The sequence below is a fragment of the Polaromonas sp. genome (assembly GCF_029945895.1).
Lineage (GTDB): Bacteria > Pseudomonadota > Gammaproteobacteria > Burkholderiales > Burkholderiaceae_C > Polaromonas.
In genome coordinates, this window is record NZ_JAQSDL010000122.1 from 1 (window position 1) to 13,602 (window position 13,602).

At 64.6% G+C, this 13,602-nt stretch carries 16 protein-coding genes and 1 pseudogene; 7 read left to right on the plus strand and 10 right to left on the minus strand.

Going from position 1 to position 13,602, the window contains the following annotated elements; all coding sequences use genetic code 11:
* The 4 genes and pseudogenes from eno to PSV33_RS19400 all read right to left on the minus strand — a co-directional run.
* Positions 1-292: pseudogene (gene eno / locus PSV33_RS19385) on the minus strand (phosphopyruvate hydratase); the annotation flags it as partial.
* A gap of 26 nt (positions 293-318) precedes the next feature.
* A complete protein-coding gene (locus PSV33_RS19390) occupies positions 319-624 on the minus strand; it encodes a DUF1330 domain-containing protein (RefSeq protein WP_300512882.1) in 306 nt (101 codons plus the stop codon).
* Between the two features lie 39 nt (positions 625-663).
* Positions 664-1,521, minus strand: a complete 858-nt coding sequence (gene kdsA, locus PSV33_RS19395) for a 3-deoxy-8-phosphooctulonate synthase (RefSeq protein WP_300564331.1) — start codon at positions 1,519-1,521, stop codon at positions 664-666.
* Positions 1,518-3,185 (minus strand): CTP synthase, encoded by a 1,668-nt coding sequence (locus PSV33_RS19400; RefSeq protein WP_300564333.1) that lies wholly within the window; start codon positions 3,183-3,185, stop codon positions 1,518-1,520. Before PSV33_RS19400 ends, kdsA begins: the two co-directional genes overlap by 4 nt.
* Positions 3,186-3,301: 116 nt before the next feature.
* Between PSV33_RS19400 and coaBC the strand changes: the two genes are divergently transcribed.
* The 4 genes from coaBC to PSV33_RS19420 all read left to right on the plus strand — a co-directional run bounded on the left by coaBC (position 3,302) and on the right by PSV33_RS19420 (position 6,179).
* Positions 3,302-4,558, plus strand: coding sequence for a bifunctional phosphopantothenoylcysteine decarboxylase/phosphopantothenate--cysteine ligase CoaBC (gene coaBC / locus PSV33_RS19405; RefSeq protein WP_300564335.1), 1,257 nt, complete (start codon positions 3,302-3,304; stop codon positions 4,556-4,558).
* A gap of 5 nt (positions 4,559-4,563) precedes the next feature.
* Positions 4,564-4,983 (plus strand): hypothetical protein, encoded by a 420-nt coding sequence (locus PSV33_RS19410; protein WP_300564337.1) that lies wholly within the window; start codon positions 4,564-4,566, stop codon positions 4,981-4,983.
* Between the two features lies 1 nt (position 4,984).
* A complete protein-coding gene (gene dut, locus PSV33_RS19415) occupies positions 4,985-5,434 on the plus strand; it encodes a dUTP diphosphatase (RefSeq protein WP_300564339.1) in 450 nt (149 codons plus the stop codon).
* Positions 5,435-5,651: 217 nt separating this feature from the next.
* The gene (locus PSV33_RS19420) at positions 5,652-6,179 is read left to right on the plus strand and encodes a glycine zipper 2TM domain-containing protein (protein WP_300564341.1); all 528 of its coding nucleotides are present in this window, start codon (positions 5,652-5,654) and stop codon (positions 6,177-6,179) included.
* A 67-nt stretch (positions 6,180-6,246) separates the two neighbouring features.
* Here PSV33_RS19420 and PSV33_RS19425 read toward each other — a convergent pair whose 3' ends face one another.
* Positions 6,247-6,771, minus strand: coding sequence for a peptidylprolyl isomerase (locus tag PSV33_RS19425; RefSeq protein ID WP_300564342.1), 525 nt, complete (start codon positions 6,769-6,771; stop codon positions 6,247-6,249).
* A gap of 14 nt (positions 6,772-6,785) precedes the next feature.
* Here PSV33_RS19425 and PSV33_RS19430 point away from each other — a divergent pair, with 14 nt between their 5' ends.
* The 3 genes from PSV33_RS19430 (at position 6,786) to PSV33_RS19440 (ending at position 9,005) form a co-directional block, all read left to right on the plus strand.
* Positions 6,786-7,964, plus strand: coding sequence for a cupin domain-containing protein (locus PSV33_RS19430; RefSeq protein WP_300564344.1), 1,179 nt, complete (start codon positions 6,786-6,788; stop codon positions 7,962-7,964).
* 62 nt (positions 7,965-8,026) lie between these two features.
* Positions 8,027-8,545, plus strand: coding sequence for a hypothetical protein (locus PSV33_RS19435; protein ID WP_300564346.1), 519 nt, complete (start codon positions 8,027-8,029; stop codon positions 8,543-8,545).
* Between the two features lie 232 nt (positions 8,546-8,777).
* On the plus strand, positions 8,778-9,005 hold the full coding sequence (locus PSV33_RS19440; RefSeq protein WP_300564530.1) for a hypothetical protein: 228 nt from the start codon (positions 8,778-8,780) through the stop codon (positions 9,003-9,005).
* Between the two features lie 78 nt (positions 9,006-9,083).
* Here PSV33_RS19440 and PSV33_RS19445 read toward each other — a convergent pair whose 3' ends face one another.
* The 5 genes from PSV33_RS19445 to PSV33_RS19465 all read right to left on the minus strand — a co-directional run bounded on the left by PSV33_RS19445 (position 9,084) and on the right by PSV33_RS19465 (position 13,517).
* The gene (locus PSV33_RS19445) at positions 9,084-9,854 is read right to left on the minus strand and encodes an MBL fold metallo-hydrolase (RefSeq protein WP_300564348.1); all 771 of its coding nucleotides are present in this window, start codon (positions 9,852-9,854) and stop codon (positions 9,084-9,086) included.
* 22 nt (positions 9,855-9,876) lie between these two features.
* Positions 9,877-11,028 carry an outer membrane protein assembly factor BamC gene (bamC, locus tag PSV33_RS19450; protein WP_300564350.1) on the minus strand — a complete coding sequence of 384 codons (1,152 nt, stop codon included), beginning with the start codon at positions 11,026-11,028 and terminating at the stop codon, positions 9,877-9,879.
* 19 nt (positions 11,029-11,047) lie between these two features.
* A complete protein-coding gene (dapA, locus tag PSV33_RS19455; RefSeq protein ID WP_300564352.1) occupies positions 11,048-11,929 on the minus strand; it encodes a 4-hydroxy-tetrahydrodipicolinate synthase in 882 nt (293 codons plus the stop codon).
* A gap of 63 nt (positions 11,930-11,992) precedes the next feature.
* Positions 11,993-12,556, minus strand: coding sequence for a bifunctional 2-polyprenyl-6-hydroxyphenol methylase/3-demethylubiquinol 3-O-methyltransferase UbiG (locus PSV33_RS19460; RefSeq protein ID WP_300564353.1), 564 nt, complete (start codon positions 12,554-12,556; stop codon positions 11,993-11,995).
* Positions 12,557-12,704: 148 nt separating this feature from the next.
* Positions 12,705-13,517 carry an SDR family oxidoreductase gene (locus tag PSV33_RS19465; RefSeq protein ID WP_300564355.1) on the minus strand — a complete coding sequence of 271 codons (813 nt, stop codon included), beginning with the start codon at positions 13,515-13,517 and terminating at the stop codon, positions 12,705-12,707.
* Positions 13,518-13,602 lie beyond the last annotated feature (85 nt).

The window sequence follows — 13,602 nt, forward strand, 5'->3', positions numbered from 1 at the left end:
CCAGGTCGATCAGCGTGCGGTCCAGGAAGGCCTGCTCGCTGGCGTCCAGGCCCAGAACGGCTTCCGAGATTTCGGTGTTGATGTACTCAACCGCCTTGAGCACGCCCTTGCCGAGGTAACGCGAGGTGTCGCCGTCGCGCAGCTCAATGGCTTCGCGCGAGCCGGTGGAGGCGCCCGAAGGCACGGCGGCACGGCCCATCACACCCGACTCCAGCAGGACGTCGCACTCGACCGTGGGGTTGCCCCGGCTGTCGAGGATTTCGCGGCCGACGATATCAACAATTGCGCTCATTAGGTTCCTTTTATGTAGAGGGGATATCAGACCGGGGCGGCAACGCCTTCGACCAGCACCATATTGAAAAACTCGGTGGCGCCGGCACGCCTGGCGCGCGCGGCACGGTACATCTCGTCGTCGTAGAAGGTTTTCGCCTTCTCGAAGCTGGGAAAGCGCAGCATCGCAATACGCGCGGGCTGCCAGTGGCCTTCCAGAGTCTCGAACTTGCCGCCACGCACCAGGTATTCACCCCCGGCAGCGGCCACGGCGGCGGGGGCGGCCGCCATGTACTGCTTGTACTGCTCGGGATCAGTGATCTTCATGTCAACGATGATGTAGGCGGGTGTCATGCGTGTCTCTGGTTGTTGTTGTTGTTGTCTGCGTGGGGCTCAGGCGCTGAAATTGTTTTCGAGGAAGCCGTTCTTCTTGGTCACGCGGTCGAGTTCGAGCAGCGTCTCCAGCAAGGCCTTCATGTGTTTGAGCGGGACGGCGTTGGGGCCGTCGCTCATGGCCTTGGACGGGTCCGGGTGGGTTTCCATGAAGATGCCCGCAATGCCGACCGCGACGGCGGCGCGGGCCAGCACCGGCACCATCTCGCGCTGGCCGCCGCTGCTGGTGCCCTGGCCGCCGGGCAACTGCACGGAATGGGTGGCGTCAAACACCACCGGCGCGCCGGTCTCGCGCATGATGGCCAGGCTGCGCATGTCGCTGACCAGGTTGTTGTAGCCAAAACTCGCGCCACGTTCGCAGGCCATGAAGTTGTCTTCGTTCAGGCCTTTTTCGCGCGCTGCGGCACGGGCCTTGTCAATCACGTTTTTCATGTCGCCGGGCGCGAGAAACTGGCCCTTCTTGATGTTGACCGGCTTGCCCGATTGCGCCACTGCGTGGATGAAGTCGGTCTGCCGGCACAGAAAGGCCGGCGTCTGCAACACGTCCACGACAGCCGCCACGGCGGCGATTTCGGACTCCGAATGCACGTCAGTCAGGATGGGCAGGTTCAGCTCGCGCTTGACCTTGGCCAGGATCTCCAGGCCTTTTTCCATGCCAGGGCCGCGAAAGCTGGTGCCGCTGGAGCGGTTCGCCTTGTCGTAGCTGGACTTGAAGATGAAGGGAATGCCCAGCGAAGCCGTGATTTCCTTCAGCGTTCCCGCCGTGTCCATCTGCAATTGCTCGGACTCGACGACACAGGGGCCGGCGATCAGGAAAAAGGGCTGATCGAGACCGATCTCGAAACCACAAAGCTTCATGCCACGACTTTCAGTGTTTTTCCGGCCGCCTGATGGTCCAGTGCGGCTTTCACATAGGCGTTGAACAGCGGGTGGCCGGCCCAGGGCGTGGACTTGAATTCAGGGTGAAACTGCACGCCGATGAACCAGGGGTGCACGTTTTGCGGCAGCTCGACAATTTCCGTCAGGTGTTCGCGCTGGGTCAGTGCCGAGATCACCAGGCCGGCGTCACGCAGCCGGTCGAGGTAGTGGACGTTGGCTTCGTAGCGGTGGCGGTGCCGCTCAGTGACCACGTCGCCGTAGATCTTGTGTGCCAGCGTGTCCTTGGCGACGTCGGAGCTTTGCGCACCCAGGCGCATGGTGCCGCCGAGGTCGGACTGTTCGTTGCGCGTCTTGATGGTGCCGTCTTCGTCTTTCCACTCGGTGATCAACGCGATCACGGGGTGCGTTGTGCCGGGGTCAAACTCGGTGCTGTTGGCGTCCTTCAGGCCCGCCACATGCCGTGCAAATTCGATGGTGGCGACCTGCATGCCCAGGCAGATGCCGAGGTAAGGCACCTTGTTTTCGCGCGCAAAACGCGCTGCGCAGATCTTGCCCTCCACGCCGCGTACGCCGAAGCCGCCGGGCACCAGGATGCCGTCGAACTTGGCCAGGCGCGAGACGTTGTCCGGCGTCAGGGTTTCCGAATCGACGTATTCGATGACAACCTTGGCATGGTTTTTCATGCCGGCGTGGCGAATCGCCTCGTTGAGCGACTTGTAGCTGTCCGACAGGTCCACGTACTTGCCGACCATGGCAATGTGCACTTCATTGGCCGGATGCGCGGTTTCGTAAACCAGGTCGTCCCAGCGCTTGAGGTTGGCTGGCGGTGTGTTCAGGCGCAGCTTGTCGCAGATCAGACCGTCCAGTCCCTGCTCGTGCAGCATGCGCGGCACCTTGTAAATCGTGTCCACGTCCCACATGGAAATCACGCCCCATTCGGGCACGTTGGAGAAAAGCGAGATCTTTTCACGCTCTTCGCTGGGGATGGGGCGGTCGGCGCGGCACAGCAGCACGTCGGCCTGAATGCCGATTTCGCGCAGCTGTTTGGCGGTGTGCTGGGTCGGCTTGGTCTTGAGCTCGCCCGCAGCGGCAATCCAGGGCACATAACTCAGGTGCACAAAGGCCGTGTTGTTGGCGCCCAGGCGCAGGCTCATCTGACGCACGGCCTCCAGGAAGGGCAGCGACTCGATGTCGCCGACCGTGCCGCCGATTTCGACAATCGCGACATCGACCGCCTGCGGCGTGTCGTAACCGGCGCCGCGCTTGATGAATTCCTGGATTTCGTTGGTGACGTGCGGGATGACCTGCACGGTCTTGCCGAGGTAGTCGCCGCGGCGTTCCTTTTCAAGCACGCTTTTGTAAATCTGGCCGGTCGTGAAATTGTTGGCCTTGCGCATGCGCGTTTCGACAAAACGCTCGTAGTGGCCCAGGTCCAGGTCGGTTTCCGCGCCGTCGTCGGTGACAAACACCTCGCCGTGCTGGAACGGCGACATCGTGCCGGGGTCGACGTTGAGGTAGGGGTCCAGCTTGATTAAAGTGACTTTGAGGCCTCGCGATTCAAGGATCGCTGCTAGGGAGGCTGAGGCGATTCCCTTGCCCAGGGAAGACACCACACCGCCGGTGACGAAGACAAATTTGGTCATGTCAGGTACGAACCGCAAGTTCGCTTAGGTGGTAAACGGGGATTATACGGGTGAGTCAGCGTCCGCCCCGGTTCGCGCCGTCAGGGATGCGGGCAAACTGGGATACATTGCGGGGCATGACGAAGCAAGCAATCGAACAAGACCCCGTTCATGTTGGCGATCTGCCCGGCAAACACATCGTGCTGGGCCTGTCGGGCGGCATTGCCTGCTACAAGGCGGCGGAGTTGTGCCGCGCGCTGATCAAGCAGGGCGCCACCGTGCAGGTGGTCATGACCGAGGCCGCCGAGCAGTTCATCACGGCGGTGACGCTGCAGGCGCTCAGTGGCCGCCCGGTCTACACCAGCCAGTGGGACAGCCGAGAGGCCAACAACATGGCGCACATCAACCTGAGCCGCGAGGCTGACGCCATCCTGATCGCGCCCTGCAGCGCCGACTTCATGGCCAAGCTGCTGCACGGCCGGGCTGACGACCTGCTCAGCCTGATGTGCCTGGCCCGGCCCATCGCCACGGTGCCGCTGCTGATTGCGCCGGCGATGAACCGTGAAATGTGGGCCCATCCCGCGACCCAGCGCAACATGGCGCAGCTGTCCGCCGATGGCGCCACCATCCTCGGCGTGGGCAGCGGTTTCCAGGCCTGCGGCGAAACCGGCGACGGGCGCATGCTGGAGCCGCCCGAACTGCTCGAAGACATCGTCGCCTTTTTCACCCCCAAGGTGCTGGCCGGCCAGCAGGTGCTGGTGACGGCGGGACCGACCTACGAGGCCATGGATCCGGTGCGCGGCATCACCAACCTGTCGAGCGGCAAGATGGGGTTTGCGGTGGCGCGCGCGGCACGCGAGGCCGGCGCCGAGGTCACGCTGGTGGCCGGGCCGGTGAGCCTGGGCACACCGCGTGGCGTCAAGCGCATCGACGTCAAGTCAGCACAAAACATGCTTGAAGCCGTTATGCAGCAAGCGCAGGCAGCTACTGTTTTCATAGCGACGGCGGCGGTGGCCGACTGGCGGCCGGCGAGCAGCGCGGAGCGCAAGATCAAGAAAGACGGCTCGGGCCAGGCGCCCCAGCTGGCGTTCACCGAGAACCCCGACATCCTGGCGACCGTGGCGCAATCGCCGCGCGGCGTATCGGGTGCGCTGTTCTGCGTGGGTTTTGCCGCCGAGAGCCACGACCTCGAGGACAACGCGCAGGCCAAGCGCCTGCGCAAGGGCGTGCCGCTGCTGGTGGGCAACATCGGCCCGGCCACCTTCGGCCGTGATGACAACGCCTTGTTGTTGGTCGATGCGCAGGGCAGCCGGGAGCTGGCGCGTGCCTCCAAGCTGTCGCTGGCGCGGCAACTGGTGGCAGAGATCGCCAGCCGGATCAAGCAGGCGAGGTGAGGCAAGTGCAACTGCCTTCCGACACCCCGCCCGACGGCGACTTTGCCCGGTATGTGGAAAAACTGAGTGCCACCGCGGCGGCGACTGCTCTGGACAGGCAGGCGAGGGCTGAGGCGCAGCCGGGCACCGGCCGGATGGCCGGTGCCGCCGCGCAGCCACGCCGGGAAGCCGCCAGTGACGCGGCGTCAGCCCGGCCGGCCGGCCCGTCCTTGTGGACGGTGGGCAAGTGGGTGCTGTTCGCCTGGATCGCGCTGCAGCTGCTCTCGATCCTGGTTCCGCGCGCTGGCATGTTCGCGGTGGCCATGCCGCTCGCTTTTGCCGCCTGGGCCATTTACCGCTTTAAAAAATACTCGCCTGCGCTGCTGACCGGGCGTCTGCGCGAGCTGGCCGAGCAGGCCGCCAAAGAGTTCAAACAAGGCAAGTGACATGAAAATCGACGTCAAGATCATCGACGAGCGCCTGCGCGGCAACCTGCCCGCATATGCCACGCCCGGCAGCGCCGGGCTGGACCTGCGTGCCTGCCTGCAGGAACCGCTCACGCTGCAGCCCAATGCCTGGCAACTGGTGCCCACCGGACTGGCGATCCATCTGCACAACCCCGCCTATGCGGCGTTGATCCTTCCGCGCTCGGGGCTGGGGCACAAACACGGCATCGTGCTGGGCAATCTGGTCGGGCTGATCGACAGCGACTACCAGGGCCAGCTCATGGTCAGTGCCTGGAACCGCAGCGATGTCGCTTTCACGATAGCCCCGATGGAGCGTATCGCCCAGCTGGTGATCGTTCCCGTGGTGCAGGCCGAGTTCAACGTGGTCGATGAATTTGCCGCAGCCAGCCAGCGCGGCGAAGGCGGTTACGGCTCAACCGGCAAGGCCTGAGATGCCTGAGAGGCCTCCCGGTCTCTGAGGGAGAAGGCGGGGCGTCAGGCTTTTCCTACACCGGCCGGCAACCGGCTCCCACGCCGCGACAGCCTGGGACCCCACCCCCGCGAAGGCCCGGCGTGGTTGTAATCAGTGCTGCAGGGTCCTCCGGTAAATTGTCCTTCAACCGAGGGATGCGTTGGGTCCTTTGAATGTTCACACACAGGAGATTTCCATGCGTCAAGCTTCCCGTTTCATTTCAGTCGTTTCATCCGTGGTTGTGGTCGCCGGGCTTGCAGCCTGCGCTGCGCCCATGAGCCAGCCGGCCCAGGGTTCGAACTACCCGGCCGCGACATACCCCGCATCGACGTACCCAGCAACGACTTATCCCGCACAGAACCCGCAGGGCAATTACATTGAATACGGCCGCGTCAGCAATGTGGAAGTCCTGCGTACGCAACAACCGGCCTCGACCTCTGGTCTGGGTGCGGTGATCGGCGGCGTGGCTGGTGCAGCTGTGGGCAGCCAGATCGGTGGCGGTAGCGGACGCACGGCAGCCACCGTGCTCGGCGCTGTTGGCGGTGCCGTCGCCGGCAATGCCGTCGAGAAGAATCGCAACACCCAGCCGGTCAATGAGAGCTACCGCGTGTCGGTCCAGCTGGACAACGGCGGCACCCGTGCCTACGACGTGCCGTCTTACGGCGAATTGCGTATCGGCGACCGCGTGAAGATCGAGAACAACCAGTTGTACCGCATGCGTTAAGCCGCTGCGGCGCCAAACAGAAAGCCGGCCTGCTCGTGAGAGCAGGCCGGCTTTTTTATGGGAGGGTCTAATGCAGCGTGTTGTTGCCGGGCGCCTGCGATTCCAGCTTGAAAAAACCGGTTCCCATGGAGCCCTGACCTATTTCCCCCTCGGTGGCCTCGCGCACCGACTCGACCTTCAGGCTCAGGCGGATCGCAATGCCGGCCAGCGGGTGGTTGCCGTCCAGCACCACATGGTCGGGGTAAATCTCAGTCACGGTGTAGATGTGATCGGTCGGCGTGTCGGGGTTGACGCCGGCGGGCAGGGCGGCGCCGTCAAAGGTCAGACCTTCTTCAAGTTCGGCCGGAAACAGCTTGCGGGCTTCCAGAAAAACCAGGTTTTCATCGTAGTCGCCGAAAGCGTTTTCAGGCTCCAGATGCAGGTCGATCGACGCGCCCGCTTCATGGCCCTGCAGGCTTTCCTCGATCTTGGCGAGCAGGTCATCACCGCCCAGCAGAAACTCCACCGGCTCGTCGAGTTCGTCCAGTATTTCGCCCAGGGTGTCTTTCAGCGTCCAGGTCAGGGCTACGACGCATTGCGGGGTGATTTTCATCGGACAATTGTCCCATGGATGTCAATCAACCCCTCGCCCTTCTTGCCGGTCTGAGCCCGGTCCAGTTCATGCGCCGCCACTGGCAGAAAAAGCCCCTGCTGGTGCGCCAGGCCATGCCCGGTTTCAGGCCCTTGCTGAGCCGCAAGGAACTGTTCGACCTGGCGGCGCAGAAACAGGTGGAGTCGCGCCTCGTGGTCCAGCAGCCCACCGGTTGGCGCATGAAGCAGGGCCCGTTCGGACCGCGCAGTCTGCCTGCCCTGAGCCGGCCGCAGTGGACCCTGTTGTTGCAGGGCGTGGACCTGCACGACCACCGGGCCCATGAACTGCTGCAGCACTTTCGTTTTGTGCCCGATGCCCGGCTCGATGACCTGATGATTTCATTTGCCACGCCGGGCGGCGGCGTGGGCCCGCACTTCGACAGTTACGACGTGTTTCTGCTCCAGGCCAGCGGCCGGCGGCGCTGGAAGATTGGCCGGCAGCGAGACCTGACGCTGCAGGAAGGGGTGCCGCTGAAGATCCTGCAGAACTTCGAGCCGGAGCAGGAGTTTGTGCTGGAAGCCGGCGACATGCTTTACCTGCCGCCGCGTTACGCCCATGATGGCCTGGCTGAGTCATCGCACGACGAGCGCGGCAAGGCGCAGGACTGCATGACGTACTCCATTGGTTTTCGGGCGCCCAAACGCGCCGAGCTGGCGGGTGAGCTGCTGCAGCGGCTGGCAGATTTTTCGGGTGATGATGAGGACGACGGTGCTGTCAGCCAGGGCATCTACCGCGATCCGTCGCAGCCCGCAACGCCAACGCCCGCGGCGCTGCCTGAAGGCTTGCTTGCGTTTGCGCAAAAGGCGGTACATGACGCCTTGAAAGACCCGCTGGCGCTGGCCTGCGCGCTCGGCGAATGCCTGACGGAGCCCAAGGCCTCGGTCTGGTTTGACGACCCGTCGGGACGCTGGGATCCGCGCTGCGCCGAGGGCCTCTGCCTGGACCCGCGCACCCGAATGATGTACGACGCGCAGCATGTGTTCATCAATGGAGAGAGTTACCGCGCCAGGGGGGCTGATGCCACCCTGATGCGACGCCTGGCCGACCAGCGCCGGCTCGCCGCCGCCGACCTTCGCCGTGCGGGATCTTCTGCTCTGGACCTGCTGGCAGACTGGCATGCGGCCGGCTGGCTGGCCCATCCGCAGGCTTGCTGAACCACGCGTCATGCCTTCTGTTTCATGTGATTCATGTGTTTCATGCCTTCAAGGAGCCGATGATGAGCGATCTCCATCCTTCCACCGGGCCTTCATCGCCCGCGCTGCTGCAGGGACGTTTCGAGGGGCGTTCGGCATTCGCCGATCTGGTGCGCCTGGGCTTCGCCGCGGCGGCCGCTCAGGGTTGGCGTGAAATCATTCTTTGCGACGCCACCTTTGAGGACTGGCCGCTGGGTGAGCGCAGTGTTGTGCAATCCCTCAACGACTGGGCAGGATCAGGGCGCACGCTGACCATGCTGGCCCGGAACTATGACGAAGTGACGCGGCGGCACGCGCGATTTGTGACCTGGCGCCGCACCTGGTCCCACATTGTTGAGTGTCGCGGCAGCGGTGCGGTGGCGGCCAGCGACCTGCCCAGCGCCTTCTGGAGCCCGGGCTGGGTGTTCGAACGGCTGGACCTGGTGCGCAGTACCGGTGTGGCCGGGTCCGAACCCGCGCGTCGCGTCGCACTGAGGGAAAGGCTGACGGAAAAGCTGCTGCGCAGCAGTCCGGCCTTTCCGGCGACCACCCTGGGGATTTGATACTTCGGCACGATGCCGCAGTGAACCCCGTGGCGAAAGTGGCGGTGGGGTGTGTTTTTTCCTGATTTTTGTGAATCGAGGGTTTTTACGGCGGTGAAAACCCGCATATACTCGCGGGCAGGGCAGTTTGAGCTCGCGTCACGCGCCCCCCGCCGAAAAGCCCGAATCACCAGTTTTGGGGATTTTTGGACGGATTTATAAGTTTCCTCTCTCATTCATCAAGGATATCGATATGAACAAATCCCTCGTTTTGGCCGCCATCGTTGCTGCCGTTGCTCTGGCTGCCTGCGGTAAAAAAGAAGAAGCGCCTGCGCCTGCTCCTGTCGTTGTGACCCCGGCCCCTGCGCCCGCGCCCGCTGAAGCCGCTTCTGCTCCCGCCGCCGCCGACGCATCCGCACCTGCACCTTCGTCCGCTCCAGTGCCTGCTGAAGCCATGTCGCCCGCCAGCGCTGCGAAATAATTTTTTTCGCTCCAGAAAAGCCGCCTCCGGGCGGCTTTTTTCATGGGGCGCCGGGCGCAGCGCGCGGTCAGGCCTGCCTTACAGCCTGAGCCAGGGAGTGCCGCTACCGGCGTCGGCGATCACCAGCTCGGCGCTGCTGCCAAGCGCCTCGGACATCGCCTGGTGCGCCAGTTCCGGCCGGTTGTTCTGCTGGCTCAAATGGGCAGCCACCAACTGCCTGAGGCCGCCATGCGCGACCGAGCGGGCAATCTCGCCCGCGGCAGCATTGGACAGGTGGCCATACATGCCACCGACACGCCGCTTGAGAAAAGGCGGGTAGGCCGACTGGGCCAGCAGATCGCTGTCGTGGTTGCACTCGAGCAGGAGGGCATCGCAATGTGCGAGGTGGGCCAGCAGGTGGGTGGTGGCGTGGCCCAAGTCGGTCAGCAGACCGAGTTTGGAAGCGCCGTCCGTGCAGGTGAGCTGCAAGGGCTCACGCGCGTCATGCGGCACCGTGAAGGGCATGAGCTGCAGTTCGCCGAGGTCAATCGCCTCGCCGTCCCGTGCGGTGTGGAGCAGCCCGTCGAAGTCGGGCAGGCCAATGCCCTCCTGGGTGCCGCGGCTCATCCAGACCGGCACCCGGTGGCGCCGGGCGAACTGGCGCGCGCAGCCAATGTGATCGCTGTGTTCGTGGGTGATGAAGATGGCGTCGATGTCGCCATCGGCCAGACCGGCCTGGGCCAGCCGCAGCGACAGCTGGCGCAGGCCCAGGCCGCAATCGACCAGCAGTCGCCGGGTGCGCAAGCCGGTCGCCTCCACCAGCGTGGCATTGCCTGTGCTTCCGCTGCCCAGGCTTTTGAACCTCAGCACCGGCCAGGCCCCATGCCGCGCCTTATTTCAGGTCGTCGGCAATGACCTGCACGATGCGCTGGGCATTGGCCGACGCTTCGGGATTGCCCTGAGCGTTGAGCACGGACACGGTGGTTGCTTCGCCCTGGCTGCGCACGGCGATCCGGTATTTGAGGGGAGCCGGGCCGGCCGAGGAGCTGCTGAAGAGCTTGCTGAAGAAGCCGGGCTCCTTCTTGTCGCCGGTAGGTTCGACGTAGCGGACAAAATAAGTGCCTTGTGCGCGGTCGCGGTCTTCCACGGTGAAGCCGGTGCGGTCCAGGGCCAGACCGACACGGCGCCAGGCGCGTTCAAAACCCTCGTCAATCTGGACCACGGGCATGTTGTTGACATTGGCGACACGTGCGCTCTGCCGCGCCGGGGCCGTGGCGATCAGCGCCTTGGATTGCTCCTGGCTGACGCCGAGCTTGACCATCAGGCGGCGCAGGAATTCGGCTTCCAGTTCCGGATCAGCCGGGCGGGGCTGCCACACCGTGCCGTCGCTTTTCTGCGGTGTCTTGACTGTGCCCGTCAGCACCTCCACCATGCCGCGGTGGCTGATGTAGATCTCGGTGCTGCCGGTCGGCGTGCGCTCCAGCCGGGTGCGGAACTTGTCGCGCTCGCCGGTGGAGTACAGGCTGTCGAGCAACTTGCCCAGGGTGGCGCGGATGAAGTCCTGCGGCAGCTTGGCGCGGTTTTCCGCATAGTCGGTTTCCATGATGCCCAGGTTTTCCTGCTCGGTGGCGATCAGGAAGCCGTTCTCCTGCCAGAACTCACGCACCGGGCCCCACAATTTGTCGGCCGACCGGTTGACCACCAGCCAGCGCTGCGTGCCCGCGCGTTCGATGCGCACATCGCCGACCGTGAGGGCCGCCGTGGGCACGGACTGGGTGGTCTGTCCGACCTGGAAGCCGCTGGCCGTCACGGAACTGCCGGGCACGACGTAACGGGTATCGCGCGACAGCTGCGTCAGGTCGGGAGGAACCTCCAGCGAGGGCGCCTTGCCGGCGCTTTTGTAATCGACCTTGTCGCCCTGCAGGGAGTCGCTCAGTGAGGAGCAACCCGAGAGGAGGAGCGCGGCGACGAGCACCGCCAGCGGGGCAGCGGCAAGCCGTGGTGCAGATACAAATCCGGAGGCGCTGGTCGTGTGCAATGTCATCACTGGGTTTCCTTAAAAATCAGAGCAGGCCGCATACGCGCAGGGCGTTTTCGACTGTGGCCTCGTTGGCCGTTTCTAGCGTTGTCATGGGCAAGCGCAGGGTCCCGCCGCACAGGCCCATGCGGGCCATGGCCCACTTGACCGGAATCGGGTTGGCTTCCACGAACAGGTGCTTGTGCAGTGGCAGCAGCTGGAGCTGGATTTTCATCGCGCCGCGCGCATCGCCGGCGATCGCAGCGACGCAGAGTTCATGCATCAGGCGCGGCGCGACATTGGCTGTCACGCTGATGTTGCCCTGGCCGCCGCACAACATCAGCGCCACAGCGGTCGGGTCGTCGCCGGAATAGACGGCAAAACCGGCCGGCACTTCCTTGATCAGCCATTGCGCGCGTTCGATGTTGCCGGTCGCTTCCTTGATGCCGACGATGCCGGGCACCTGCGCCAGGCGCAGCACGGTGGCGTGCAGCATGTCGGCCACAGTACGGCCGGGCACGTTGTACAGAACCATCGGCAGATCCACCGCTTCGGCAATCGCGGTGAAGTGCCGGTACTGGCCTTCCTGCGTCGGCTTGTTGTAGTAGGGCACGACCTGCAGCTGGCAGTCGGCGCCGACGGTTTTTGCAAAACGGGCCAGCTCGATGGCCTCGGCGGTGGAGTTGGCGCCGCAACCGGCCATGACCGGAACCCGGCCCTTGGCCTGTTCGACCGACACGCGGATGATCTCGCAGTGTTCTTCGACGCTGACCGTGGGCGACTCGCCGGTGGTGCCGACCACGCCGAGGCAATCGGTGCCTTCGGCAATGTGCCAGTCCACCAGCTTGCGCAGGGACGGATAGTCAACACTGCCGTCTTCATGCAGGGGGGTGGCCAGTGCAACGATGCTGCCGGTAATGGTTTTCATGTCTTTGTGTCAGGGGTGGCGCTCTGGCCGTGGTCAATGCTGCGATAAAGCCAATTCAGCATTCTACCCAGTGCGCTGGTCGATCAGGTAGCGTGGGACCGTCCCCGGCGCCACCAGTTCCCGCACGGCTGCAATCCGCTGTGTAAAGCGGTCGGGGGCTTGCTGGAAGCCATCCTCAAAGGCGACCACCCGCAGGCCACGGCAGACATCGAGCAGCTCGCCGGGACGCAGCAGGAAATCGGGTCGCGAGGGTTTGCCCACGGTTTCGTTGCCCCGGGCAAAGGTTTCGTAAATCAGCACCCCACCCGGCGCCAGGCTGGCCAGCAGCGTGGGCAGCAGGGGGCGCCACAGGTAGTTGGTGACCACCACGGCGCCAAACTCGCGACCGGCAAAAGGCCAGGGGCCGGCCTCGATGTCGGCGACCACCTTCTCACAGCTGTCTGCCGGAATTGCTATGGAATCAATAGCTGCCTGCGCCCGATCCACAAGGGCCAGAGGGTGATTTCTCTGATGAAACCAGTAGGCGTGCCGGCCATGGCCGCAGGCGACGTCGAGCACGCGGCCCTGGGCCGGCACCAGGTGGGACCAGCGCCGGACCCAGGCGGACGGGGCTTCGCTTCCGTGCATCAACTTGCCCCATCGGAGTTTGATTGCGCCGCGACAGGCGTGGGAACTGCGTCTTCACCCACCGGGGCCGTGGTACCGGCTTCGCCGGGCCGCAGGGGCAGTGCACCGCCGAAGGCACACGAAATGACAAGCGTGGGGGCCATATTGTTCAATGGGGCTTGACCTCGTCCTTGAGCGCTGCCAGCGCCATGGATTCGACGGCCCCGGGCGCCAGCAGCTTGAGCCAGCGCCCGAGTTTGCCTTTGGTCGTCATCACGACCTCGCGCGTCCTTTTGTCCATGCCGTCAAGAATCAGCCGGGCACAGGTCTCGACGCTCATGGCATCGTCTTCCTTGAGGCCGCTGGCACCGGCAGGTGCACCGGCGGCGTTGAAGCCCCGGTAGCGGATCTGCGTGGCGACCACGCCGGGGTAAGCGGTGGTGACGCTGACGCCCGCCGTTTTCAGTTCGGCGCGCAGGGCTTCAAAAAAGCCGGTCATGGCGAATTTGCTGGCGCTGTAGGCCGTGCGCCCGGGCACGCCCACCAGCCCGGCCAGGCTGGACACTGCCACAAGGCTGCCGCGGCTTTGCTTCAAATAGGGCAGGGCGGCATGGGTACACCAGACGCTGCCCCAGAGGTTGATGCGCATCAGCTCCTCGTACCAGACCAGGTCTTCTGTCTTGACATCTTCAAACAGGGCCTGCGCCGACATGCCGGCGTTGTTGATCAGGGCGTCGATCTGCCCGGACGCCCGGGCGGCTGTGGTGATGAGCGCGCGGCACTGGGCCGGGTCGGACACATCGGTGGGGACCACCAGCGCCGCGGCGCCGCTGGCCTGGCACTGGGCGGCGACGGCATGGAGCGCCGCTTCGTTGCGTGCGGCCAGCACCAGCGTCACCGCCGCCCCGTGGCGCTGCGCCAGCTGACGCGCCATTTCAGCGCCTATGCCGTCGGAAGCCCCGGTGATGACGATAGTTTTCATGGCCCTGCTGTCCCCTGCGTGTGTGGAGGCGAAAGACTACCACCGTTTGATCTCCGCGCCGGCCCCTTGCCCCGCTGCGGGCTAT